A 24691-nucleotide genomic window follows, 5' to 3' on the forward strand; every position below is an offset into this window, starting at 1 on the left:
CGTGAAACCGCGACCATCAGCGAACATGGATGTGGATGACGGGTGAAAAGGGCAGTTGCGAAAAGGGCGGCCATGACAGGCCGCCCTTTTCTTGAGTGCTTAGTTCGTCGGTTGCGCCGGTGCCGGCTGGGCTGGCGTCGGCTGGGCCGGTGCAGGCCGTCCCGCTGCAGGCGGCGTTACCACGCCGTCCGACGAGTTGAAGAACCGGAAGAACTGTGAATCAGGCGAAAGCACCAGGGTCGTATCCTTCCCGGCCATCGAGGCGACATAGGCGCGCATCGACCGGTAGAACTGGAAGAACGACGGATCACGCTGGAACGCTTCCCCAAAGATGCGGTTACGCTCGGCATCGCCCTGACCTCGGATGATTTCCGAATCGCGCTGCGCTTCCGAGACGAACTCGACAACCTGGCGGTCGGCGATAGCACGGCGACGCTGGCCTTCTTCGCTACCACGGGCGCGGATGAGTTCCGCTTCCGCCAGACGCTCGGCACGCATGCGCGCAAACGTCTGCTGCGAGACTTCCTGCGTCAGATCGGTGCGACGGATGCGGACATCCTGGATCTTGACGCCAAGCGTTTCGGCGGCAACGTCGAGATCACGCTTGACCTCGGTCATCATCGACGCACGCTCTTCGGACAGCGCCTCGGTAAAGCTGCGCAGACCGTAGACGCGGCGCAGACCGGCGTCGAGACGCGTGCTGATACGCGATTCGGCAGACACGCGATCGCCCGAAACCGCTTCCCGGAAACGCTGCGGATTTTCGATCCGGTAGATCACGAACGCGTCGACTTCATAGAAGGCACCGCCGCGGACCTGAACGCGGATATTGTCGAGATCCAGGCGAAGTGCGCGGTCTTCGATATACTGAACGCGATCGGCATCGGCAAAGGCGAAGGGAAGCTTGAAATAGATCCCCGGCTCGTTCTTCACGCTCTGGATTTCACCGAAGCGAAGCACGAGCGCCTGCTGCCGTTCGTTGACGACGAAGACCGACGAGTAGACGAGGAACAGGAGAACGGCGAGACCGATCAGGAAAGCGGGCAATTTGTTCGAGATCATCAGTTGCCCCCCTGTGCGGCTGCCGGCCGGTTGATTTCATTGAGCGGCAGATAAGGGACGACGTTCTGACCCTGCTCGATGATGACCTTGTTGGAGTTCTTCAGAACGTTCTCCATGGTCTCGATGAAGATGCGTTCGCGCGTCACGTCCGGTGCGTTCACATATTGGTCGTAGATCGACACGAAGCGCTGCGCTTCACCCTGAGCCTCGTTGACCGTCTGGTCACGATAGGCGGACGCCTCTTCGCGGACCTGCGCGGCCTGACCGCGGGCGCCACCAAGCTTCTGGTTGGCGTAGCGATTGGCTTCCTCGACGATACGGTCTTCGTCCTGCTCGGCGCGCTGAACCTCTTCGAACGCGTCTGCCACTTCGCGCGGCGGCGCGGCATCTTCGATCGGCACGGCGTTGATGGCAATGCCTGCGCCGTAACGGTCCATCGTGCCCTGAATGATGTTGCGCACCTGCGTCGACATGCCTTCACGAGCGTCGCGGAAAATATCCTGAGCCGGACGGCGTCCGACGACTTCGCGCATGGCGCTGTCTGCAACCTGCTGCAGCGTCTGGGCCGGGGCCTCGACGTTGAAGAGATAGGCGCGTGGATCGGTGACGGTGAAAAGGACCGAAAACTGGACGTTGACGATATTCTGGTCGCCGGTCAGCATCCATCCGGCATTCGAATTGGTGGCACTGCTGCGCGCACCGATATTCTGCTGCTGCTCGGTGACCTTGACGATCTCCACCGTTTCGAACGGCCAGAGATGGAAGTGAAGGCCCGGCATGGACAGTTCTTCCTTGGGCTTTCCAAACCGAAGTTCGACGCCCCGCTCGTCCGGCTGAACCGTATAGATCGATTCGAATGCCAGGAATGCGAGAACGGCCAGAAAGACGACCGCGACTGCTCCGCCGTTGAAACCACCAGGCATAAAACCCTTCAGCCGGTCTTGGCTGCGCCGCAGGATGTCTTCGAGGTCAGGCGGTCCGCCATTTCCCCCTCCGCCACCACCGCCGCCGCGCGGACGGTTCGGGCCTTGTCCCCAAGGTCCTTGATTGTTACCGCCGCCGCCGCCGCCCCATGGGCCGCCGCCGCCATTCTGATTGCTCCAGGGCATCAAAACCTCTTTGTTAGTGCTACTCCCTAACCGGTCGCCTGTCCGAGCCGCCTGAAATGCAGCAGCTCGCGGTCCGTGCCCCCGGTCATGCCGTTATAAGTATCGGAAGAGCCGCTTTCAACGCAGCTTCAATAACTTCCCGGTGTTCGGTAACGAATTATGTCACTTTGGCATCGATCGGCGGCTGTAGACAGCAAAACGGGTGGCAAAGCTGTCGCGCTCGCCGGCCGGGACGAGGATCTCCTCGATCTTTTCGTACACGGTTGGATCGATTGCTGGAAACATCGTATCACCGTCTGCAATATCCGCTTCCACATGGGTCACGTAAAGTCGGTCTGCCAGATCGATTGCTTTCGCGTAGATTTCGCCGCCTCCGAGAATGCCGACCTCTCCGGCACCGGTCGCTGCAGCGATCTCCCTCGCCCTAGATATCGCCTGCTCGAGGGACGCCGCCGTCTCCACACCCTCGACCGAGAGATCGCGATTGCGGGTGACCACGACATGCGGGCGGCCGGGCAGCGGCTTGCCGCCGAAGCTGTCGAGCGTCTTTCGTCCCACCACCATCGGCTTGCCGAGCGTCATCGCCTTGAAACGCTTGAGGTCGGTCGACAGCCGCCAGGGCATGTCGCCATCTCTGCCGATGACATTGTTGCGCGACACCGCGACGAAGATTGCGACCGGAACCGCCATCAGACTGCGATCGGTGCTTTGATGCTAGGATCAGCGACGTAATTCTCCAGCGCAAAATCCTCAAAGCGGAAGGAGAAGATGTCCTTCACATCAGCATTGATACGCAGTGTCGGCAGCGGCTTCGGCTCGCGCGTCATCTGCAGCCGCGCCTGTTCGAAATGATCCGAATAGATATGCGCGTCGCCAAGCGTATGCACGAAATCGCCAAGCTTCAGCCCGGTCACCTGCGCCACCATCATGGTCAGGAGCGCGTAAGAGGCGATGTTGAACGGTTTTCCGACGTCGCTGGTTTTTGACAATGTTCGGTACACTAAAACTTTCTCCATGGTCGAAGTGTTCGCTTGAGGTTACTTGATACGAGGCATAGGTCTAACCCTTCTGGAAATATCCTCGGGGGTCCGGGGGCAGACAGCCCCCGGTCTTGCTCCGGGGCGCCACGCAGCTTTGGATGCCGTCGTTGAAAATTCTGGGAGTGTGATGTCAGGCAGAGAATGCCACCACTTCCTACGAAGCGGTGGCAGCCTAACCCTTCACGGTCATCGGCATCCCTGCCTGTACCGTGACGCAAAGTTTACACAGATCATTGTCAGTGCCAAGTCCAGAGAGGGCTTCACTTGCCGAATAACCGTCGTCGGCCCGATTTTTCAGGCGGTCAGTGACCTGGGACTTGTGCTTAAAACCATAGACATTTTGCTCAAGGGCAGGCCGTGCAGGGCACACTGGCAAAGATCCGGCTCCGATTCTGAGCGGCCAACTGACCCTCACGCCAGTTTAGACATCGCTTCCGTTTTTTGTAGAGCTGGGGCATGCTTTTGTAGGCGCCTTCGCGCCTAACACTCTCATGGGCCAGCTTCTTTGAGTTCTCGACCGAATTGATAACGACTCCGTCCGGCACCTCCAGGCACGACATTAGCTCGCCGCTTGGCGGACCTGCATTTGTGCAGCCGACGCATGATTTCACCACTGCGACGACTGAGGAAGTGTACCGTACGCTGCGGCAACTGCTAGAAACGAGAAGTGTGGAATACGTCCGTCGAGCACACGCATTCGTTGTCAGCGGTCTTTAAAATGATATGGTCGTGTTTAAGAAGTGAGTCCTTCTGTAGTGCTCCTGGTGGCGGAGAGATCGTTGAAAGACAGCAATTTTCAAACTCGCGTCCAAGACTGGGTGTTGGCCTGTTTCCCTGCCTCCGCACATTCGGACCTAGATGAGCGCGTCCATCGATTTCTTGAAGAGGCGCTCGAGCTATCTCAGTCATCTGGCTGCAGCAGAGACGATGCTATGGCGCTTGTCGATTACGTATTTTCACGTCCTGAGGGCGAGGTCGCCCAAGAGACCGGCGGAGTTTTGGTTACGCTGGCTGCCCTTTCTTCTGCTCAGGGCATCATTATGGATCATGCCGGTGAAGACGAACTAGCAAGGAACTGGTCGCGTATCGACCAAATCCGGGCCAAACAGGCATCGAAACCTCGTGGTACGGCTCTACCTCAATGAGAGGAACGCGCCTCAGCAGCGTCATGCAAGCTAGTGCCGTCACGCGCGCACTGCCAAGCAGAATCGGGTGGCGGGATTGAAGATTTCGTTTGAGACAGACGAGCTTCGCGACTGCTGCTGCAAGTTTGAACGGGGCCTGGAAATATTAGGCGTGCATGTAGCGCGAACGTTGTTCACGATGATTGCTGACGCCGAGGCGCTCAATAATGCTGCCGAATGGCATGAATTTCTTGTGTATGACCTGATCACGTCTGGCCCGATGGCCTTTCATGTTGGGGTTGGAAGCGAATACATCGCAGTCTTCGTTCCCGTGGGCAAGAAGTTCGCGATCAGCGACAGCGGACAGACGAACTGGTCGAGCGTCACACGAGTGATGCTGACGACCTTACAGAGGCGAAACTGATGGATGATATCAATGCGACAGATTGGTTCTCGAAGCCGGGAGATTCCATCCGTGACGTCATGCAGCGTCGTCGGGTTAGCGCTGACGATATAGCCGGTCGTCTTGACGGCGGTCTTAACACGCTCCGCTCACTGCTCGACGGTTCCCGCAAGATCGACATCGATGTCGCCTCCTGCCTCTCCGGAGTCTTAGGAGCATCTCCGTCTTTCTGGCTGAAGCGCCAGGAGAATTTCGAACTAGCCGTTGCTCGCGCTGTTCAAGCCGTTGCGCCTGACGATGTCAACGACTTCATCAGCAGTGTTCCAGCCCCAGGCGTAAAGCCACGCGGAAAACTGTCCGAAGCCAGTAGATTTGCCGAGGTCCGCAAACGCCTGGTCTATTTCAGTGTTCCCAACCCGAAGTCCTGGCACGAGCATTACGGGAGGCTCGTCGGGCGGACAGATTTCAGAAGCACGAGCGCCTTCGAAACTAAGGAAGAGGCAGTTCTCATGTGGCTACGCCGCGGCGAGCTGGAATCTGATTTAATTAGGACCGAGACCTGGGACGTCGATAAACTAATCGGACGCCTACCTGAGATCAAGGAGCTTTCACGCCTGAAGCTGCCGGCACTTTTCCTGCCCAGACTGCGGGCTCTCCTTGCTGAGGCGGGTGTCGCCTTGGCGGTCGTAAAAGCACCCGAGGGTTGCCGGGCAAGCGGTGCTACGAGGCTCGTCTCGCCGGACAAAGCGATGATCCTCATGAGCTTCAGGCACAGGTCCGACGACCAGTTCTGGTTCACGTTGTTCCATGAGATCGGCCATCTTGTCCTGCACCATGCCCAGACGTTCGTGGACACCGATGGAATGGTTTCGGATGACCGCGAGGACGAGGCGAACAACTACGCTCGCCGGTGCATCGTGCCCGCTGACCGCGAAGAGGAATTCCTAAGCCTTAACGCAGACGAGACTCGAGTGGTGCGGTTCAGCGTTCAGCTCAAAATAGCACCTGGCCTGATCGTCGGTCAGATGCAGAAGCGTCAAATGATCGAACCGAAGACCCTGAACTTCCTGAAGCGCAGGTGGACATGGGAGCAGATTGCGCCTGTGGAAGTCTAGCCTTTAAAATGCTTGAAGGATGTTGGGCTCTTCTGCCAGTTGCAGAGTGCGTCTTCCATCACAGACATTCCGACCGACAGAGTTGCGTCGAGTTCATTCAACCATACCTGAAGCTGTTTGAGTGTCGCCGTGCCCTTTGGTTGTCCGAGGAAGAGCAACCGGACACCAGAGGCTGGTCCAGTCGCTCCCGGAAGATATGCCGAGCCAGGGGTGATCGGTGCGATACGGTATCGTCCAATAAGGGCAAGGTAATCGAACTTGGCCAAGCGGCCAAACGAGTAGATTGCATCAAGTTGGCGGTACAGGTGGTCGAATATGACCGAGGGATCGTTGCCCGCATCGCGGACCGACTTCGCGAAGAACATCTTATGACTTTTTCCGACGACATCGAGGTATGTCTTGAGGACGAGGGAGAACTCTCGCTTGGTTCCCTTCTCCAAGCTTTCGTACTTCCGGTGATTTCCGAACTTGCCTCGGATTGAACCAGCATTAGCATACACCCAGTCGCTGAAAGCCTTGGGATTCGGTGCCACAATCTTCCAGGTCCAGACGCCCTGTCCCAGCTTCCCATAGACGTCCTTCAATCGGAGCCATCCCGAGTCTGCAGGCCTTGCGAAATGGGTCATAAGGAAAACAAGCCACGCGGCCTCCTCGACGTCACCGTTTTGCATATGGTGAGCAACAGCACGTTCGGCGTCGAACATAGGGCTGTTTGGATCGGCCCGCGACGCGCTTACTGGCTTCTCTTGTACCTTAGAGTAGTAGTCCTCGCGCCTAAGGCTGGCGATAAATTGCATGGCCAGTGTTTCGAGCGCCGCAGCAGAAGCTACACCCGGCAGGGTCCTGACCATGGCGGAGTGGGTCGCCATCGCCTTCATGAGGCGTTGTTTTTCAATTTCGCGCGACGGCCACTTCGTCATCAGGTGCTCTTATCTGTTTCCGTTTCGACCCTCTGTCGCATATGTCTACGCGTCTCCAGATGTGAACGATAGATTTCGGAGTGAAATTCGGCCTTAAGCTGATCTAGGCGTTCCTCGATACCGGAAGCCCAGAAAACCTGCACAAGCCGTAGGATGTCCGACCAGTATGGACTGTCAATCATATTGTCCGCGGTCATGATGGCGCCTCGACGGATTTCCGTCTCCGCCACCAGGATGCGCTTCACGAACTCGAACGGATCTCCTACAGGCATCTCCGGCATTATCTCGGTCCTATGCCAGCCTTCCGCAAGATACTCCTGCAGTTGTGGAAGGTATTTGACGTAGACATGCATGCTACCGACGTAGTGATAATATTCGCCAAGCTCGCACCCCAGTCTCCGAGCCATCATTTCCTGAAGCATCGTAAAGCAGAAGACGTCGTGAGGCAGGCCGAAATATGCATCGTTCGATCGCATGGTCACCGAGAGGTGGAGTTTTCCGTCCCTGACCAGGAACTGCGCGGTAGTAGTACAGGGAATCTCGTTAAACGTTCCAATGAGATCCTCAGCATCGAAGATTTGGATGACTGCACGCTTTGAACTGGGGCGTTCTTTCAGGAGCTGGTATACGTTCTCAAGCTGGTCGATTTTTGCGCGCATACGGAGAAGCCGTGGGCCATATGCACCGTGCAAGGTGCCGTCGTCTTCAGCGTCGTCCTTATATTTGTCGATGTACGGCTGGATGAATTCCAAACTGTCCGAGGCCGAAAGATACCATAACAGCTCCCCCAAGGCGCTGAACGGCTTGCCGCGGTCCTCAGAGCGGCTGATCCGCGCTCGGGGGTTCGTCATGCGAACAGTGACGGCAAGCAACTCCATCGTGCCACCACGAGATCCTTGATTGAAGCGCCCGATCTTCTGAAGGTAAGTGTACACGTCATGGAGTACATCATCTATTCCTTCTCTCTCGATCTCCATGCATCCTCCAAGCGCGAATCGGCACCGACCGATGATAGCGCCTCACTGCAAGATTGTAAGCCGCAGGATTATTTCATCGGTTAGTTGAAAACGTTTAGTCGGACGATTGATTTCTGCGAAAGCCGGTAAGACCACAAGCGCATTGTCGATAGTGCTGGATACGTCGCGGTCATCAGCCAATTCCGATTCAGGCTAGATCGTCTGAGAACGGAAGTCACGAATACGATGACTGACCAATCCCCAGTTTGCGTACCTGTCGTAAAATTGGAAGCCGAGAGCTTCAAGTGGCGCAGGACTACCTTCGTCATCCGCGTATGCGCATTCGCTGCCTCAGGGAAAGGTCAACCTGCCTGAAGCCGTGCTCGATCTTTACGGTTGGTATGGTGTCGAGACTGTCGTCGTGGCCGAGCGCATCACTGAGGAGAGACGCAACCCGTGCGAAGGTCACCCGCTCAAAACCCTCCACAAATCGCAATCCGGGACCCGAAGCGGACAGACTTTTGAAGATGCGGGCGATCTGGTGATCCCGTTGACGACTAGGCTCAAGCCGCCTTGGGCGACTGGCCTACATAGTCCTCGATACGGCGAAGAGCTCGCGTTCGTTTCAAACGCATCTCTGCGCGAGGACGCACGTTCGACCTCGATCGGTGAGTTGCTCAGAAGCTTCTCCTGCACGGCTTCGGTTTCGTGCAAGCGGACCGCGCGGTTGAGGATGTCCTGGAAAACGTGCCGGGTACGATGGCGACCCGACGATCATTCAGTCCGGCCGCATCAAGGCAGCGGCGGGGAAAGCGCTCTACTGCTTCACGCTTACAAGCGATCCCAAGAAGTCGGCTATCACGACTGCGCGGTTGAGGAGGACTTGAGTCGGGGGCTCTGCAAGCCCTGACAGACCCTCGCCGATTGGGGGCGTGGTTCATCTCGGTAAAGGCCAGTCGGTCACAAGAAAAACCCGGCGCGACGGCCGGGTGATCTTTAGAAAAGGAGATTGGACTTAGTCCTTGTGCTCAGGCATTTCCTTGAGCTGATCCTTTGTCCAGGTGGTCACTGCGTGGACGTCGCCATCCTCGTCACGCATGAACTGGAGGTCCGACAGTGGAACAGCGACTGGCTTCGCGCCGATCCCGAGGAAACCGCCGACATCGATGATGGCGGTACCAGCCGATCCTGAGCCATGGACGTGATCGAGCTTGCCGACCTTGTGGTCGTCTGCCCCGTAGATCGTCGCACCTTCAAGTACGGCAGGTGTCAGGTCAGCGGCATCGAGGCGAACGTGATTTGTGTGATCCATTGGGTAATCCTCCTGTTTTTCTTGTGGTTGGATAACCCGAAGTCGGCACTCTTTGTTCCGACGCCCCGAAACGGTGGAGCTGCTATCTGATCATGACGCGGCCGTGCCGCCGATATATGAGCACTCCAGAAACTTATCGCATAGCAACGAGGTTTCTGATCTTCTTCAGCCGGACTTCCCGTAGTTCGTGCATGTCCAGCGTTCCCTTGAACATACCGTCAGCATCCATCAGATAGACACCTGCCGTGTGATCCATCGTGTAGTTTCCGCCGTCTGTAGGTACCTTTTTAGCATATGCGGCGAATGCCTTCACAGCCGTCTCGGTCTGGTCAGGACTTCCTCTCAGCGCGATGATCCGGGAATCGAAAGAGGCCATGTAGGCTTCCAGCATATCCTGTGTATCCCGCTCCGGATCCACACTGATGAACGCCACGTTGAACCTATCAGCGAGAGGCCCCAGTTCACCCATGAGATCTGTTAGCTCGAACAGCGTGGTGGGGCAGACATCGGGACAATGGGTGAAGCCGAAAAAGGCGAGGTACGGCTTACCCTTGAGGGTCGCGTTGTCGATGATTTCACCCCGGTGCGAAGTCAGCGAGAAAGGCTTGCCGATCACGGGTGTAGAGGTTTCAGACGAAACCTCCGCCCCCTGCCGCCCCGACGGAAGGATGCCGCCTACGACTAGCAAGCCAGCCGCGACGATCACGACCAGCCCCCATGTTACGATGCGGAATATCTTCAAACCGGTCATGAGCCGTCCCCTCTCCACCCCGCTCAGATTGCAAGGCACCTAGAATAGAGGGAATACCTCCTCTAGCTGCTAGAGGGTCAAGTAGAAACGCTTCAATCTGAAGAAACCGCGCCGAACTGTCGCAGGCAGTCAACCTGCGGGAATGCTGAGGTATGGCTGGAAAGCAGCAACAGGTCCTTGACCCTCTAGGGGCTTGAGGTCGCACAATGAATATTCGACGCGAAGAAGGCAGGCAGATGAGCAGAGTTGAAGCAGCAGACAAGACATGGCCACCGATCTTCGGAGCGTGGGTGATCGCGCTGGCATCGACCCTTGGTGCGCTCTTCATCGGGGAAGTTATGGGCCAGGCTCCATGCGATCTCTGCTGGCACCAGCGGGCATTCATGTTTCCGCTTGTGGCCGTGTTGGGCGTTGCGGCGATCCGCTCGGATGGTGGTGGCTGGCTCTACGCGATGCCGCTTGCCGTGATCGGCTGGCTTGTCGCGGCTTTCCATAACCTCCTCTACTTCGGGATCGTCCCGACAGCCATCAAGCCTTGCGGAGAAGGACCATCCTGCTCCGGAGAGGGCATGACCCTGTTCGGCTCGCTGCCTCTCCCTCTTCTTTCGCTCGCGGCATTCACCATCATTATCGCGCTACTTCTCGTCGTGCGCAGGAGATCATCTAAATGAACAGACGCACCATCATGGTATCCACCGCTTTCGCCGCCATCGCAGTTTTCGCCGGTGGTGCCGCACTCTATGGCGGTAAGCCTGTCGAAACCCAGCCGGCCACCCCCGTGGCTGACAACACGCTCGTCAGGATGCATTCACCCGTCATGGGGCCGTCCGCGGCCCCGGTCACGATCGTCGAGTTCTTCGATCCTGCGTGCGAGGCATGCCGGGCGTTCTATCCCATCGTGAAGCAGATGATGTCCCAGACGGGCAACGACGTACGACTCGTGCTCCGGTACACGGCACTGCATCAGGGTTCCGACGAGGCAGTCAGGATTCTCGAGGCGGCAAGAAAGCAGAACCTTTTCCAGCCCGTCCTCGAGGCTCTGCTCGCGAACCAGCCGGAATGGGCCGTCCATGGCGCTCCCGACATTGAAAAAGCCTGGCAGATAGCAGCGGGCGGCGGCCTTGATCTTGCTAAAGGCAGACAGGATGCAACATCAAGCGCGGTCGATGCCGTTCTTGCCGCAGATGCAGCGGACGTAAGAGCGAACAATGTCCGTCAGACACCGACGTTCTTCGTCAACGGGAAGCCGCTTACTGAATTCAGCCCCCAGGGCCTCTATAGCCTCGTAAGCGCGGAACTCAAGGCCACGAAGCCAGGCTCTTAAAAACACTATCTGCGGCAAGACTGCTTAAGACCGCGATTTCGGAGACTGGAAATGAGCGGACATCACCACGACCATGGGACCGGGGGCGGCGACCGTCGGATCGGCTGGGCGATATTCGTCAACGTGCTGCTGACCTTTGCGCAGATAGCCGGCGGGATCGTATCAGGCAGCCTCTCGATGATTGCCGACGCGCTCCATAACTTCAGCGACGCGGCATCGCTTCTGATCGCGTTCGGAGCGCGACGCATCGCCAGGCGGCCCGCGGACAACGAGATGACGTTCGGCTATGTGCGCGCCGAGATCGTTGCCGCCCTTATCAACTATACGACCCTCATCGTGATAGGCCTCTACCTGCTCTACGAGGCAGTCGTGCGCTTCATCCAGCCGGAGCCAATCGAGGGTTGGACAGTCGTGATCATCGCTGGTGTCGCACTTTTGATCGATATGGTCACGGCGATGCTCACCTATGCGATGTCGAAGAACAGCATGAACATCCGCGCGGCATTCCTCCACAACGTCGCTGACGCTCTCGGGTCGGTCGGTGTCATCATCGCTGGAACGCTGATCCTGATCTATGAGTGGACGTGGATCGATCCCGCCATCACTCTTCTGATCGCGGCCTACATCCTGTGGCAGGCTTTCGCTGAGATCGGAAGTTCGGTCCGGGTCCTTATGATGGCGGTACCCGAGGATATCGACATCTCCAGCGTCGTCGAAGAGCTGCGATCGATCGAGGGTGTCGAGGCCGTGCATCATGTGCACGTGTGGGCGCTCGACGAAGGCCACAACGCGATAGAGGCCCACCTCGTCATCGGCGGGACATCGTTCGCCGACATGGCGAGGATAAAGAAACAGGCCCGAAAACTTCTGAAGGCTAACTACCGCATCGGCCACTCGACCATCGAGATCGAGTCGTACGATGATCGTTGCGACGAGGGTTCCAAAGTGGTCGGACACGAGGCAGGCGAGTTATCAGGAGATTGATCGCCGCGTCCATTGATGGGTCGACCCGCGCTATGGAGGCGCCCGCTCGCCTGCTGCAGCCGCCGGCCGCGCTTCCTGGCGGATATGGAAGAAGCTGTTGGAGAACACAGCCAGCACAAATGCAACGAGGACCGCCAGAAGCATCATGTTGTTGCGGCGGATCCTCTGCTTACGCGGGCCGTCACCTGCTGTCATTGGATCAGTTCCCCTGCTGCCTGTCCGTCCGGGTGTCAGCATCGGTGCGCTTGGGAATGGCGGAGAAGGGATCTGCCAAGGCAGCGTCCGGCCTGCTGACCGGGTATTTGATGCTCGAGATGCGCGCCGCCAGCTTCACGGGGCCGTCCTTTTTGAGGAGCGACCTGAAGCTCGGGTGCATGCCTCCGTCGACATAGGCGGAAACTGTCGAAGCCTTGCTCTCTGCCAGCGCCAGATCGACCTTCTGGTTCTCAGCCGCGATTTTCGTTACGAGCTGAGGGTCGGTCGGCGTGGCGGCAGCGGGGCATGCCGCCAGCGGGTCGCGGGGATCACCGCCCTGGAACTCGGTATTGAACACGTAACGGCGACCGCAGACAGAAACCTTCGGCTGCTGCTTCGTCAGCTCAAATGCGTCGTAGCCTTCCTTGAGCGTCCGCCAGAAAGGCAGATTACCGTCTTCCTTATGAAGAGCCATGTTTTCGGCGGACATGCGGTAAGGGTATGCCTGGACCTGAAAGCGCTCCTGGCCGGAGGCGAGCGCCTTCGAAACCACCGCGTAGATTTCACCGACGCCCTGGTCGGTGAGTGCGTAGCATCCGGACGACGAGCAGGCACCATGGACCATAAGCGCCTCGCCCGTGTAGCCGAGAGCAGATTCGAGCCTGTTCGGATATCCGAGGTTGAAGGATACGTAGTACTGCGACTTAGGATTCAGCATGCCGCGCGAGACGTGATAGAAGCCTTCCGGAGCCTGGCGATCGCCGTTCGCCATCTTCGGGCCGAGCTTCCCTGACCACCTGCACATGGGGTATGTCTTCAGCAGCGCGTAACGACCGGTCCCGTTGATCTTCCAGACCTCGAGCTCGCTTTCCTGCTTGAATATTCTCACCAGCACAGGGCTTTCAGGCTTCATGCCCTTCTTCGCCATCTCTGCAATTAGTTTCGCCGGGATCTGCGGCGCGTTTTCAGACAGTCCGTCGAGGGCCATGTCCGACGCGACGCATCCAGACAGAGCCATGCCGACGAACGCGATGCAGGCGGCGCGGCGAATAAACGCGCGAACAGGGTTCAGTGTCCGGGAAATTGCAACGTTGGAAGTCATGCCGCTGTTCTGCTGCCCTGGTTCAAGTGGAGTTAGTCCACACATTCTAACGATGGACGTTAACTCTCCGTTAAGCCTGTCTACACGATCCGGTGAGAACGCTTCAGTTCACGATCCATCCCGATTCGGCGGCATCATAAGACCTCTAGGGGCTTTAGGTGCAAGAGCCGCGACGTTGATCTTGGAAATACGTCGCCAGCGAACAGCACGAAACGTTGATTATGCATTTCCGGTGTTCAACCCTAATTTCCCGCCATGAGAACCCGAATGATGAAGCTCGCGCGCGCTGTGTTCTGGATTGCCATCTTTTCGGCGATCGGCTTCGCATTGATGAAGCTTGCATTCGCACTCGTGTGCTGGATCGGTGGTCATGACATCTTCGAATCGATGTTGGGAGCACTCGCATCGATAGTGCTGGCGCCGATCATCGGCATCGAATTCTTCCTACGGTTCAGAGATTGGCAATCCGGAAGGCGTGGTTTGCGGCCAAGCCCATAGGCAAACATTGAGTGGGTTTGTCTGAATGCCAAGGACTAGCAGAGGCGTGTCGGAATGTGTGGATGGGCTGGACCGCGATCCCGTCGAAGATGGCAAGCGGCACCGTCCGAGACAGTGTCCCTTCACATGTCGAGTTCTGCCTTCCGAGGGATCACGATCTAGGCATCCCTCAGAGGTCAAGTTGTCACTTGATTTGCCATCGGAAATCCTCACATCTGAGATACCGATCCCCATTACCAACGTTGTGAACAACGAGGTTTCAGTTTTTGGTGATGGGCTATTTGCCGCGCGCGCGCCGCTTGGAGGATATCATGCTTACCATCGGAATTCTGGCGAAGACCACCGGTGTGAAGGTGCCAACGATCCGCTATTACGAGCAGATGGGGCTCCTCTCGCCGCCCGAACGCTCCGAAGGCAACCAGCGGCGCTATTCGAAAGCCGAGCAGGAACGCCTGTCGTTCATCAGACACGCTCGTGATCTCGGCCTTACGATCGAGGCCATCCGCGAGCTAATCGATCTCAGTCAGCATCCCGAGAAACCCTGCGCGGAAGCCGACCGGATCGCCGCGGAACAGCTCGTCACCGTCAGACAAAAGATCGAACGACTGAAGAAGCTCGAAGCCGAGTTGGAGCGTATCTCGACCCACTGCCATTCAAATCAGGTGCGAGACTGCTACGTGATCCGGGCGCTGGCGAACCATGACATGTGCGCGACGGATCACGACTGAACATCTTGTTGCCTTTGTATGGCTGGGGCACAGCCAGTTATCCCACAATGGTCTCGATTATCCTGCAGTCGGCGACTTGGTGTCCGTCGCATTCCGCAATCATCCGTTTGAGATCGGTCCTGAGATCTGCCAGCCGCGACATCCGCTCCTCCACCGCGTCGAGCTGGGCCTGGGCTATGCGGATCGCCTCACCGCAGGATTCATCCGGCTTCTCCTTCAGAGATAGAAGGACGCGCACTGATGAGAGGCCGAACCCCATGTCCCGCGCGTGGCGGACGAAGCCCAGCCGCCTGACGTCCTCATCTCCATAGATCCGACGGCCGCTGGCCAGCCTGTCGGGCCGAGGTAGAAGACCGACGCGTTCGTAGTAGCGGATGGTTTCGATCTTCACGCCGCTTCTTGCGGAGAGGTCACCGATCTGCATTTTCCACTTGCTCCTGTAGTCGCTACAGGTTGTAGCAGTCACGAATGTCGAAATCGAGGCTTTCGGAATGACGTCTGCTGAAACAGTGCGCTATCGCGTGGCCGGAATGGACTGTTCGTCCTGCGCCGCAAAGATCGAGGGGGCGGTCAGGAAGATCGATGGCGTGGAGGATGTGAAAGTGTCCATCGCGTCGCAGGTCATGACGCTCAAGGTGGATGAACCCGCGACCCGGCTGCCCGTCATGGAGGATGTCGTAACTGGGCTTGGATACCGCCTCGACCGGATGGGTTCAGCGAGTGAGGAGGTGGCGGACGATGACGACGATCATATTCCAGACCTGTCCCACGTGACGCCTGCCTACAAGCGCGCGCTTTGGATCGTCGTGGCTTTGAACGTCGGATACGGGGTCGTCGAGATAGCTGGAAGCTTCATCGCGGGTTCGCAGGCCCTGCAAGCAGATTCTCTCGACTTCCTCGGCGACGGATTGATCTCATTTCTGGGATTGATGGCTGTAGGTTGGGGTCTCGCCGCCCGCGCGAAGGCTGCGCTTCTGCAGGGGCTGTTCCTTGGCGTGCTCGGCCTCGGGGTGGTGGCTTCAACGATATACAGGTTATTCGTCGAGCATCAGCCAGAATCTCTGACAATGGCTGGATTCGCAACCATCGCCTTCGTCGTCAACGTCCTTTCAGCCGTGGTGCTCATCCCTTACAGAAAGGGCGACGCCAACATGCGGGCGGTCTGGCTCTTCTCGCGCAACGATGCTGTCGGAAACCTGGCGGTGATAATAGCGGCCGGGCTTGTGTGGTGGACCGGTTCGCAGTGGCCGGATCTCGTTGTCGCCTTCGCGGTCGCGGGCCTGTTTCTCCAGTCGGCCTGGGCGATCATCCGGGATGCGCGGCAGGATCTCTCGGAGGCGAAGGCTTGAAGGCAGCACTCGCGTCAATCTTACTGGTGTCGTGTGGTGCCGCGCTCGACATCGGCTCCAAGGCCTGGGCGCGCGCCAGCCTGGTAGCCTACGACCCTCCGATCGAGTTTTTGCCGCTGATACCTCTGCGGCTCACCTTTAACACGGGTGTTTCGTTCAGCCTACTCTCGTCCGACAGCGATATCGGCAGATACCTGCTCATTGCCGTGACAGGCATCATCGCGGCAGTGATGGCGATCTGGCTTCACCGTTCCCAAGGATGGCAAAGGGTCGGGCTGTCGTTCATCCTTGCAGGGGCGCTGGGAAATCTTCTGGACCGGACCGCGCGCGGATTGGTCACCGACTTCCTGAGCTTGCGGATCGGTGAGTGGGAACCCTTCGTGTTCAATCTCGCAGATGTCTGGATCACGATCGGTGCGGCCATTCTGCTGATTGCGTCCAGCCTGCAATCCCCTGACGCGGCCGCAGAGGGGCCACGGGTACGGTAGGCCGCTCTGCTGATGTATGGCGCAAGAATGCCTCAACTGCTGATCCGCCGAGCGCCTTGCCACGCGGACGCGAGGAATGCGTTGCTCATGGTTCCTCGCGGATGACGACATTGCTGACCACGAAGCGACTCCGCGGCAGCGCAGGCATCCGCGACCACTCGATCCGCAGATCCTGTTCGGGGACATCATATTCAAGCTGTCGGGTCAGCATTACCGTTGCCTGCTTCATGAGTTCGATGGTGATCCACTCACCGGGACAGCGATGGTGGACGGAGTGGTCTCCACCGCCCTGCGGTATGAAGTTGAACTGGCCTCCGTCCCATTGACGAAACCGTTCCGGCTCGAATTCCTCCGGCCTCTCCCAGGTCCGTGCGTCATGGTTAGTACCGAACAGATCCAGCATTACACGGTGGCCCGTCGGAAAACGATGTCCTTTCCATTCGAAGGATTTTCGCGTGCGTGCGGCGACAGCGGGGAAGAACGGATAGTATCGGCGCACTTCCTGGACGAACAGGTGGGTGTAGTCATCATCGCCTGAGCGGAGCTTGTCCCTAACGTGCGGATGCATGTGCAACGCCTGCGCCACGAACACCATGTAGACCGAGACCGCTACGATTGGTCTGATGACGTTGAGCAATTCGACGGCAGCAACGCGAGGTGGCAGCAGTTTCCCATCCTGATCACGATGCCAGGCAATGGCATGGACAGCGGAATGCTCCGACAATTGGAGCCGCCCGGAACGGACTTCCTCCACCAAGTTCGCAAGCCAGCGATCGGCACGTCTGCGCGACCACCGGGACCACAGATGCCGGATTCCCACCGATCCCGCATGGTCGAAGAGGGCCACGATGTCCCGTGTCCTTCTTTGGGCGTCCGCTTCAGGCAGAGGGACTCCGACCCAGGCCAGGCTTGCGCGTGTCAGGAGATTTTGGAATTCCGTGTAGAGCGTGACGTCGGCTCTCGATGTCCATGTCCCCATCCGCATCTGCCATTCCGCCGCCGTTAGACGAGACAGTTCCCGGATCTGGTCAGGGCTCATCCGCGACATGAACAAGTGCTTGCGGTGTAGGTGCGGTCTGCCGTCGAGGCCCTGAACGCCACCCTCCCCGAGCAGCGTCTTCTGGATCGCTTTGGGCATTGCACCCTGGCGTACAAAGAGGTTGGGATCGTAGAAAAGGCTGGCCGCTTCCGGACCTGTCATGCAGATCGTCCTCTGCAGCAGGAGCCGTGTCTCGAACAGGTCTGATTGGTGGCGCCAACACCCATCGGAAATGAAGCGATAGGGATCGCGGATAAGCGCTATCGTCGAGTCCGGTATTCTCTCAGAAGGAATGCTTGCCATTGCCGCCTCGCCTGCGGTTTCGATCTCAAAGGTGCCTCACCCTATCGGACCCATAGGTAGGGAACGCTTGTGGGCAGTGGATCTATACGCCGTCAGTATCCGTCGCAGCGCATTGTCGCCGATCTCCCTACCCTCAAGGAAGTCGTCGATCTCGTTATAGGTGACACCATACACGTCTTCGTCAGGCTTGAGAGGCGCATCGGATTCGAGGTCGGCCGTCGGGACCTTGAAGACGAGATCTGCGGGCGCGCCGAGATGCTGCGCGACCGCCCTCACCCGCCGCTTGTTGAGACCGGAGAGCGGCAGGATGTCGGCCGCGCCATCGCCGAATTTTGTGAAGAAGCCCATCAGAGCTTCGGCGGCATGGTCAGTACCGATGACCAGACCACGCGCACCGCCCGCCAGAGCATACTGAGCGATCATTCGCTGGCGGGCCTTGATGTTTCCGAGATGGAAGTGCATGCGCTCGCCTGAAACGAGATCGTCGGCATCGCGCCGGACTTCGGACAGCATAGCGTCGGCTGCGGGTTTGATGTTGATCGTGACAGTGCGGTCGGGGCGGATGACATCCAAAGATTTCAGCGCGTCGGCCTCGTCGGCCTGCTCGCCGTATGGAAGGCGTACTGCGATGAACTCGGCGCTGTATCCACCATCCCGCAGCCGCTGCACCCCCCTCTGTGCGAGCATTCCTGCCGTGAGCGAGTCTACGCCCCCGCTTATGCCGAGGACAAGCGCCCGCAACGAGGACGCTCGAAGATAGTCTGCTAGAAACCCTGAGCGGCGTTCAGCTTCGGCCGATGCATCGAAGCTTCTGGTCACTCCGAGTTCCTCAATGATCCGGGCGCGTTCGTCGAGCATGTTGTCCTCCCTGAAAATCGACTGAAACTAGAACGCAGACCTCGCGCTCTTGTTGCAGATTTCCACCGGTGCCCTGTTGCTTCCCCGAGCTTCAGCCCACTACAACCCGACAAAATCGAACAACAGCTTCACATTCAGCAACAGGATGACGAAGGCGATCAGCCACGCAAACGCCGCCAGCCAACGCGGCGCAACGAGTTCTCCCATCTTTGTGCGGTCCGACGTGAACATCACGAGCGGAAACACCGCGAAGGATAGCTGAAGGCTCAATACGACCTGGGTGAGGATCAGGAGTTGGCCCGTGCCACTGTCTCCGAAAGCAATGGTGACCCCCGCGGCAGGGATAATCGCAATTCCTCGCGTGATCAGCCGTCGGAGCCAGGGGGCGAGCTGGATGTTGAGAAAGCCCTCCATGATGATCTGCCCGGCAAGCGTCGCGGTAACCGTCGAGTTTATGCCGCAGCAGAGAAGAGCGATGCCAAAGAGCATCGGTGCAACGGCGAGCCCTAGCAGCGGGGCGAGAAGACTGTGCGCTTCGCCTAGTTCCGCCACGTTCGTCTGATGGCAACGGATCGGGAGAAGTCATGCCGCAAACCGCTGCTGAAGCATTCGACCATGGCCGCTTCTCGTCGGACGGCTAGATGGCGGCCTGCGACTTCGCCAATTCACGGTCTATGTGGAAATCGGCCCGCTTTCGTGCCCACTTAGGCCCGCGCCGCATCCTCTCTTTCGTCAAAGCACGGGTAGAGCTAGGTAACATCCTCTTCCTGCGCTTGACCGAATCATCAGCGTCATCAACTATCCCGCTAGTTTCAAAAAACTAAAGCATCCCTGCGTTTCGAGGCGGAAGCCTGCGATGGATGTTTCAAGGATTCGGAGTGGCTGTGGCAGACCGGTGGCTGGGAGTGCATGTTTCGGGAGACGGACTCGTCATTGTGGACGCGGAAGTCCCTGAAGACGGTCCGATCGTGATCATTGCCGACGAATCCTGGAAGCTGGAAAACGGCGCCCGTCCCAAGGCCTTCCAGACGATCTACAAGCGCCTGTCGGACTATGTCCGCGACAAGGGAATCGCGAAAGCCGTGATCAAGGAAAGTGCGGCGAACGCGCGCGGGATGGGATTGGCGCATCTGCAGGCCGCCGAGCTTCGCGGGGTCGCCATCTGCGCCCTGGCTTGCGGATGTCCGGTCGAGCAGGTCTCGAAGTCAAAGATCAGCAAGGGTTTCGGCAAGCGAAAGGCTGACGAGTACCTGAAGGACAATGACTTCTGGAAAGAGAACCTGGGCGGCGTGGCGATGCGCGCGGGAAGTCGCGAAGCGGCTCTCCTCATTCTGGCGACGCGCTGAATGAGCGGGTTCACATCCAGTCTTCAGATCGGCTCCAAGCTTGGGAACGGGCATTTCGGAGACGTACACCTCGGAAGCGACGACATCCATCCGGAGCTTGCCGTGAAGGTCATCCGGCCCAAGGATACCGACACTCCCGAGAAATGGGAGCAGCGAAAGGAAGACCTGGTCAAGGAGGGCGCCAATCTCAAGAAGGCGACACACGACAACGTCGTCCAGGTCTACTATGTGAACCGCTCGACGACCGAGGACGCGATCTACCTCGTCATGGAACTGTGCGAACGGGGATCGCTCCAGAAGCCTTATGAGGCGGGACCGATCTCCTCTCCGGAAGTCCATCGGATAGCGACGCACATCTGTCACGGTCTGGGATCCCTGCATGACCGCGAGATGCTCCACCGCGACCTCAAGCCCGGAAACATTCTCGTCACGAAGAACGGCACCGTGAAGCTTGGCGACTTCGGTCTCGTGACTGACGAGATGGTGCTGGGCTACGCTGATCTGGGCTATTCCTACACCGATCACCTGGCTCCAGAATCACATGAGACGGGGCTTTCCAGCAAGAAATCAGACTTCTGGGCCCTTGGAATGACCCTGTACCGCCTGCTTCATGGTGATGCCTGGTACAGGCAGGGTCCCCTTCCCCGGTATAGTGTCAGGGATGGCGGGTACGCCGACAGGCTGACATGGCTTCCGCACATTTCCGGAAAATGGCGTCGTCTCGTCCGGGCGATGCTCGCCGATGACAGTGCGACGCGGTTGGCGACCAGCCGACGGGCGCTCGACGCGCTGGCCGTGATTGCCGGAGAGGTAGTGTGGGACTGCACCCTCGACGAAGACAGCGTCAGATGGACCCGCGAGACCAAGGGTCGCCGGATCGAGGTCGATCTTGTGAGGCGGGGCAAGCTGTGGAACTGGGCGGCGGTTAGCCACCCGCTTGGCAAGGGTTCGAAGAAGACCCTGGGAAGTTCAGGCGGCCCCGTCGCCAAAGCCCTTGCAGACACTCAGCTCAGGAAGTATTTCGGCGGCTAGGCTCGTGCTGGGGAGCGTTTCAGATACCTGTCGGACGCTTCGATTTCAGAAAGCGACACCGGACGAGCCTTCAGTACTGCAGCCGCGATTGAGCGGCGGTCTCCACTACATGCCGCACAAAAGCAGTCAGGCGAGAAGTCATCGCCATCACGAACGTGCTGTCGGTCGCAGTGCTCGCAGGTTCTGTAGAGAATCGCCAACGACATGGTTTTTTCCCCGGTTGTGTGTAGTGAACATAATGCGAACTGATTAACAGTCAATCAAGCCCATCGCCGCAGATAGGCTGCGGCGCATCATGGGCTCTTGTGGCCGGAGTGGTTCTCACTGGACGATGGCTTCGGTTTTTGCACCACGAACTCCACCTCCACGGATCCGGCTTTCTCAAACGAGAGCGTTGCCTTGAACTTCTCGCCTTCCGTGGGACGCTGCTTCGGATTGACAAGCATGATATGCGCTCCGCCCGGCTGCAGATTCAACGTCGCACCAGCCGGGATCTCGATCCCCTCCTTCGCGGGACGCATTCTCGCAATGCCATCGACGATGGAGGACTCGTGGATTTCGAGACGTTCGGCCACCGTCGTCGTTCCACCAAGGAGGCGATCGCTTTGCGTTCCCGTATTCACGATCGTGACATAGCCGCCAAGGACCGGTGCCACCGCAGGGGCTTTCGCTGACCAGGGATGCTTGAGCTCCAGACTTCCCGCCCTGAAGTCGTGGGACATGGCGCTGGCCGGATGAACAAGCGGCAGAGCGAGCGCGGCAATGGCGAGAATGGAAGCCGTCCGGAAGGGCAAGATTGAGTTCTCCGTTTTTATTTAGTTGAAGGCATTCTCATTGAACTGCGTCCTGGAAAAGCTCCATCGGCTTCAACACCGATGGAATGCCGACGAAGCTGAACACGGCCGACGAGGCCACCAGGACAATACGCCGTTAGGATGCGATCTCCTGAGCATCATGCCTCCCGGACTGGACGCAGAAGTCGCAGCGCGTTCATCGTCACGAGGACCGTCGCTCCGGTGTCTGCGAGGATCGCAGGCCAAAGACCCGTGATACCAAGGATTGTCGTCACCAGGAAGACCACCTTCAGACCGAGCGCGATCGTGATGTTCTGAAAGATGTTGCGCATCGTCCGCTTGGAAAGGTCGATCATCAACGCGACATCGCCGACCCTGCCATGCAGGACGGCCGCATCTGCCGTCTCGAGCGCGACGTCGGTTCCGCCGCCCATCGCGATACCGACGTCGGCGGCGGCGAGTGCGGGAGCATCGTTGATGCCATCACCGATCTTACCGACGACGTAGCCTTCCTTCTTGAGTTCGCCCACGATCCGCTGCTTGTCTTCTGGCATCAGTTCCGCGCGGACCTCGATACCTAGCTGTGCGCCGATGGCGGCAGCGGTTCGCTTGTTGTCGCCCGTGAGCATTACGATCTTGATGTCCGCATCGGTCAGTGCCTTGAGACCTGCCACGGCATCTGCCCGCGGTTCGTCGCGCATGGCGATGGCACCGGCGAGTACATCGCCGATGACGAGGACAGATACGGTCTTGCCCTCGTCATTCAAGGCAGTGATCGTCTTGGAGTGGGCCATCGGCATCGTGACCCGCTCCGCAGCGGCCTTCGGCGAACCAAAGAACACCTCGACCCCGTCGACAATTGCGGTCACGCCTTTGCCGCCGAGCGCCTTCGCATCGGAAGCGGCAGGCAGATCGATGCCGTCCTCGTTTGCCTTGTCCAGGATTGCGACTGCAAGCGGATGGCTGGAGCCTGTCTCCAGCGCGGCTGCGATGCGCAGGACCTCGTCGGCCTTACGACCGAACGGAACGACATCGGTGACCTTCGGCTTGCCCTCGGTGAGCGTGCCCGTCTTGTCGAATGCGACGGCTGTCAGCTTGCCCAGTCCTTCGAGAACCGCGCCGCCCTTCAGAAGCAGGCCGCGGCGGGCACCGGACGAGAGCGATGCGGCGATGGCGGCTGGCGTAGAGATGACGAGCGCGCATGGGCAGCCGATCAGCAGGACAGCAAGGCCCTTGTAGACCCATTCGCTCCATACCCCGCCGCCGACAAGCGGAGGAATGATCGCAACAAGCGCGGCGACGATAACCACGCCCGGCGTATAATAGCGGGAGAAGCGGTCAATGAAGCGTTCGGTTGGAGCCTTGGATTCCTGGGCTTCTTCAACGAGCCGCACGACGCGGGCGATGGTGTTGTCGGCAGCGGCGGCCGTAACCTTGACGCGCAGCGCTGCGTCGCCGTTGACGGTGCCAGCGAAGACCTTGTCGTCGACGACCTTGCGCACGGGGACGCTTTCACCTGTGACAGGAGCTTCGTCGATCGAACTCTCGCCCGCTACGATAACACCGTCTGCGGAGATGCGGTCCCCTGGACGGACCAGAATGATGGAGCCGACTGCAAGAGTTTCTGCCGGAACTTCGCGGGTCTTACCCCCCTCTTCCAAGAGAGCCGTCTTCGGCACAAGCGCAGTCAGCGACTTTATGCTGTCACGCGCCTTCCCTGCAGCCACCCCCTCAAGCAGTTCGCCAACCAGGAATAGGAAGACAACGGCGGCGGCTTCTTCGGTGGCATTTATGATCAGCGCGCCAATAGCTGCGATTGTCATCAGCATCTCGATGGAGAATGGTATCCCTGCCCGCGCCGCCATGAACGCCCGGCGGGCGATTGGAACTAGACCGACGAGCATCGCGACGATGAAGGCATAGGTCGCGATGGCCGGGAACAAATGACCAATGCCGTAAGCGAGCACGACCGCGGTGCCCGCCATGATAGTCAGGCGACCCTTCTTGCTCCGCCACCAAGGGCCTTCGGACGGGCCATGGTCATGGCCGTGCAACCCTTCGATCTCGGCCTCAGTGGATTTGGATCCGTGGTCATTGCCGGAATGATCGCTAGACACGGTAGCGCCGCCAGTTGCTGCCTTTGGTGCCTTTACGATTGGAGCGATCGAGTAGCCGAGGCCGGAGACCTGTTTCTCGACAGCCTTGAGGTCGGCGACACCGGAATGCTTCACCATCATTGTCCCGGCGGTAACCGAGACGCTGACGTCGTCGACCCCTGGAAGACGGCGGACGGCGGTGTCTATCTTGCTGGCGCATGACGCGCAGTCCATGCCGCCGACTCTGAAGCGCGTCTGGCCGTTGGAGCTGACATCTGCCGGAATAGCGTTGTTTTCTACTCGTCCGTCCTCATGATGATGGACGGATGCAGGAGCGGTGTCATGTGAATGAGCGGCATGGTCATGGTGCTCTCCATGACTGTCGTCATGATCATGCGCGTGGCCGTGGTCCGCGGTGCAGCTCGGGCCGTGAACGTGCCCGGAGATTTCAGCGGCCACAGGAGCTGTCTTCGGAGCGATTGGCAGGGCCTCGTAACCGAGACCGGAAACCTTCTTCCCAATCGCTACAAGATCGCTGCTGGTATCATGGCTCACCGTCATCGTTCCCGCGGTGACCGAAACCGACACGTCGGAAACGCCGGGCATTTGCCTGACAGCGGTGTCGATCTTGTTCGCGCAGGATGCGCAGTCCATGCCGTTGACACGAAATCTCGTCTGCAGGGAATCGCTCATTCTCAGAATCCTCATGGTATCTGCGAATGTTTTTACGACCTCTAGCTACTAGAGGTGCAAGAGCTTAAAT

The 24691-nt window shown here is 58.7% G+C and carries 26 protein-coding genes and 2 pseudogenes; 12 read left to right on the forward strand and 16 right to left on the reverse strand.

Going from position 1 to position 24691, the window contains the following annotated elements:
• Positions 1 to 99: 99 nt before the first annotated feature.
• From hflC to thyA, 4 genes and pseudogenes are all read right to left on the reverse strand, one after another.
• Positions 100 to 1062 (reverse strand): protease modulator HflC, encoded by a 963-nt coding sequence (gene hflC, locus ACQY1K_RS09900; protein WP_062581041.1) that lies wholly within the window; start codon positions 1060 to 1062, stop codon positions 100 to 102.
• Positions 1062 to 2171 (reverse strand): FtsH protease activity modulator HflK, encoded by a 1110-nt coding sequence (hflK, locus tag ACQY1K_RS09905; RefSeq protein ID WP_430257233.1) that lies wholly within the window; start codon positions 2169 to 2171, stop codon positions 1062 to 1064. The genes hflC and hflK overlap by 1 nt, the downstream gene beginning before the upstream one ends.
• 162 nt (positions 2172 to 2333) lie before the next feature.
• Entirely contained in the window at positions 2334 to 2861 is a 528-nt protein-coding gene (locus ACQY1K_RS09910; RefSeq protein ID WP_062581045.1) for a dihydrofolate reductase, read from the reverse strand.
• Positions 2861 to 3142: pseudogene (gene thyA / locus ACQY1K_RS09915) on the reverse strand (thymidylate synthase); the annotation flags it as partial. The gene ACQY1K_RS09910 and the pseudogene thyA, both read right to left, overlap by 1 nt.
• 848 nt (positions 3143 to 3990) lie before the next feature.
• Between thyA and ACQY1K_RS09920 the strand changes: the two are divergent.
• The 3 genes from ACQY1K_RS09920 (at position 3991) to ACQY1K_RS09930 (ending at position 5853) form a co-directional block, all read left to right on the forward strand.
• On the forward strand, positions 3991 to 4356 hold the full coding sequence (locus tag ACQY1K_RS09920) for a hypothetical protein (protein ID WP_430257234.1): 366 nt from the start codon (positions 3991 to 3993) through the stop codon (positions 4354 to 4356).
• 67 nt (positions 4357 to 4423) lie between these two features.
• A complete protein-coding gene (locus tag ACQY1K_RS09925; RefSeq protein ID WP_430257235.1) occupies positions 4424 to 4759 on the forward strand; it encodes a hypothetical protein in 336 nt (111 codons plus the stop codon).
• On the forward strand, positions 4759 to 5853 hold the full coding sequence (locus tag ACQY1K_RS09930; protein WP_430257236.1) for an ImmA/IrrE family metallo-endopeptidase: 1095 nt from the start codon (positions 4759 to 4761) through the stop codon (positions 5851 to 5853). Before ACQY1K_RS09925 ends, ACQY1K_RS09930 begins: the two co-directional genes overlap by 1 nt.
• On the opposite strand, the gene ACQY1K_RS09935 is transcribed toward ACQY1K_RS09930, so the two are convergent.
• The 4 genes from ACQY1K_RS09935 to ACQY1K_RS09950 form a co-directional block, all read right to left on the reverse strand.
• On the reverse strand, positions 5850 to 6773 hold the full coding sequence (locus tag ACQY1K_RS09935) for a hypothetical protein (RefSeq protein WP_430257237.1): 924 nt from the start codon (positions 6771 to 6773) through the stop codon (positions 5850 to 5852). The genes ACQY1K_RS09930 and ACQY1K_RS09935 overlap by 4 nt on opposite strands.
• Positions 6773 to 7750: a thymidylate synthase gene (locus ACQY1K_RS09940; protein WP_430257238.1), complete on the reverse strand. Its 978-nt coding sequence runs from the start codon at positions 7748 to 7750 to the stop codon at positions 6773 to 6775. The genes ACQY1K_RS09935 and ACQY1K_RS09940 overlap by 1 nt, the downstream gene beginning before the upstream one ends.
• Before the next feature lie 994 nt (positions 7751 to 8744).
• Entirely contained in the window at positions 8745 to 9041 is a 297-nt protein-coding gene (locus tag ACQY1K_RS09945) for a PRC-barrel domain-containing protein (protein WP_325262593.1), read from the reverse strand.
• Between the two features lie 133 nt (positions 9042 to 9174).
• The gene (locus ACQY1K_RS09950) at positions 9175 to 9792 is read right to left on the reverse strand and encodes an SCO family protein (protein ID WP_430257239.1); all 618 of its coding nucleotides are present in this window, start codon (positions 9790 to 9792) and stop codon (positions 9175 to 9177) included.
• A 236-nt stretch (positions 9793 to 10028) separates the two neighbouring features.
• Between ACQY1K_RS09950 and ACQY1K_RS09955 the strand changes: the two genes are divergently transcribed.
• From ACQY1K_RS09955 to ACQY1K_RS09965, 3 genes are read left to right on the forward strand one after another with little or no spacing between them, the layout of a single operon-like run.
• Entirely contained in the window at positions 10029 to 10463 is a 435-nt protein-coding gene (locus ACQY1K_RS09955) for a disulfide bond formation protein B (RefSeq protein ID WP_430257240.1), read from the forward strand.
• Positions 10460 to 11116: a DsbA family protein gene (locus tag ACQY1K_RS09960; protein ID WP_430257241.1), complete on the forward strand. Its 657-nt coding sequence runs from the start codon at positions 10460 to 10462 to the stop codon at positions 11114 to 11116. Before ACQY1K_RS09955 ends, ACQY1K_RS09960 begins: the two co-directional genes overlap by 4 nt.
• Positions 11117 to 11167: 51 nt before the next feature.
• Positions 11168 to 12100: a cation diffusion facilitator family transporter gene (locus tag ACQY1K_RS09965; protein WP_430257242.1), complete on the forward strand. Its 933-nt coding sequence runs from the start codon at positions 11168 to 11170 to the stop codon at positions 12098 to 12100.
• A 30-nt stretch (positions 12101 to 12130) separates the two neighbouring features.
• Here ACQY1K_RS09965 and ACQY1K_RS09970 read toward each other — a convergent pair whose 3' ends face one another.
• Together ACQY1K_RS09970 and ACQY1K_RS09975 are read right to left on the reverse strand one after the other, a co-directional pair.
• Positions 12131 to 12295, reverse strand: a complete 165-nt coding sequence (locus tag ACQY1K_RS09970; RefSeq protein ID WP_430257243.1) for a hypothetical protein — start codon at positions 12293 to 12295, stop codon at positions 12131 to 12133.
• 4 nt (positions 12296 to 12299) lie between these two features.
• Positions 12300 to 13397 carry a L,D-transpeptidase family protein gene (locus ACQY1K_RS09975; protein ID WP_430257244.1) on the reverse strand — a complete coding sequence of 366 codons (1098 nt, stop codon included), beginning with the start codon at positions 13395 to 13397 and terminating at the stop codon, positions 12300 to 12302.
• 267 nt (positions 13398 to 13664) lie between these two features.
• Between ACQY1K_RS09975 and ACQY1K_RS09980 the strand changes: the two genes are divergently transcribed.
• Entirely contained in the window at positions 13665 to 13895 is a 231-nt protein-coding gene (locus ACQY1K_RS09980; protein WP_430257245.1) for a hypothetical protein, read from the forward strand.
• Positions 13896 to 14206: 311 nt separating this feature from the next.
• Complete coding sequence (locus tag ACQY1K_RS09985; RefSeq protein WP_325262577.1) at positions 14207 to 14623, forward strand: helix-turn-helix domain-containing protein; 417 nt, start codon at positions 14207 to 14209, stop codon at positions 14621 to 14623.
• A 37-nt stretch (positions 14624 to 14660) separates the two neighbouring features.
• Here the strand turns inward: ACQY1K_RS09985 and ACQY1K_RS09990 are convergent, their stop codons facing one another.
• The gene (locus tag ACQY1K_RS09990) at positions 14661 to 15047 is read right to left on the reverse strand and encodes a helix-turn-helix domain-containing protein (protein ID WP_325262575.1); all 387 of its coding nucleotides are present in this window, start codon (positions 15045 to 15047) and stop codon (positions 14661 to 14663) included.
• Between the two features lie 97 nt (positions 15048 to 15144).
• Here ACQY1K_RS09990 and ACQY1K_RS09995 point away from each other — a divergent pair, with 97 nt between their 5' ends.
• Positions 15145 to 15972: a cation diffusion facilitator family transporter gene (locus ACQY1K_RS09995; protein ID WP_430257246.1), complete on the forward strand. Its 828-nt coding sequence runs from the start codon at positions 15145 to 15147 to the stop codon at positions 15970 to 15972.
• On the forward strand, positions 15969 to 16460 hold the full coding sequence (lspA, locus tag ACQY1K_RS10000; RefSeq protein ID WP_325262571.1) for a signal peptidase II: 492 nt from the start codon (positions 15969 to 15971) through the stop codon (positions 16458 to 16460). Before ACQY1K_RS09995 ends, lspA begins: the two co-directional genes overlap by 4 nt.
• Positions 16461 to 16545: 85 nt before the next feature.
• Here the strand turns inward: lspA and ACQY1K_RS10005 are convergent, their stop codons facing one another.
• From ACQY1K_RS10005 to ACQY1K_RS10015, 3 genes and pseudogenes are all read right to left on the reverse strand, one after another.
• Entirely contained in the window at positions 16546 to 17802 is a 1257-nt protein-coding gene (locus ACQY1K_RS10005; protein ID WP_430257247.1) for a cytochrome P450, read from the reverse strand.
• Between the two features lie 36 nt (positions 17803 to 17838).
• Positions 17839 to 18660, reverse strand: coding sequence for an ammonia-dependent NAD(+) synthetase (gene nadE, locus ACQY1K_RS10010; RefSeq protein ID WP_325262567.1), 822 nt, complete (start codon positions 18658 to 18660; stop codon positions 17839 to 17841).
• Positions 18661 to 18759: 99 nt separating this feature from the next.
• Positions 18760 to 19221, reverse strand: a pseudogene (locus ACQY1K_RS10015) (divalent metal cation transporter); the annotation flags it as partial.
• 317 nt (positions 19222 to 19538) lie between these two features.
• Between ACQY1K_RS10015 and ACQY1K_RS10020 the strand changes: the two are divergent.
• Complete coding sequence (locus tag ACQY1K_RS10020) at positions 19539 to 20006, forward strand: hypothetical protein (protein ID WP_430257248.1); 468 nt, start codon at positions 19539 to 19541, stop codon at positions 20004 to 20006.
• The gene (locus tag ACQY1K_RS10025) at positions 20007 to 21038 is read left to right on the forward strand and encodes a serine/threonine-protein kinase (protein ID WP_430257249.1); all 1032 of its coding nucleotides are present in this window, start codon (positions 20007 to 20009) and stop codon (positions 21036 to 21038) included.
• Positions 21039 to 21331: 293 nt separating this feature from the next.
• Here the strand turns inward: ACQY1K_RS10025 and ACQY1K_RS10030 are convergent, their stop codons facing one another.
• Both ACQY1K_RS10030 and ACQY1K_RS10035 read right to left on the reverse strand, forming a co-directional pair.
• On the reverse strand, positions 21332 to 21832 hold the full coding sequence (locus ACQY1K_RS10030; RefSeq protein WP_430257250.1) for a copper chaperone PCu(A)C: 501 nt from the start codon (positions 21830 to 21832) through the stop codon (positions 21332 to 21334).
• Positions 21833 to 21990: 158 nt separating this feature from the next.
• The gene (locus ACQY1K_RS10035; RefSeq protein WP_430257251.1) at positions 21991 to 24621 is read right to left on the reverse strand and encodes a heavy metal translocating P-type ATPase; all 2631 of its coding nucleotides are present in this window, start codon (positions 24619 to 24621) and stop codon (positions 21991 to 21993) included.
• Positions 24622 to 24691: the final 70 nt, after the last annotated feature.

The organism is Neorhizobium sp. IRS_2294, assembly GCF_050500145.1.
Classification (GTDB): Bacteria; Pseudomonadota; Alphaproteobacteria; order Rhizobiales; family Rhizobiaceae; genus Neorhizobium; species Neorhizobium soli.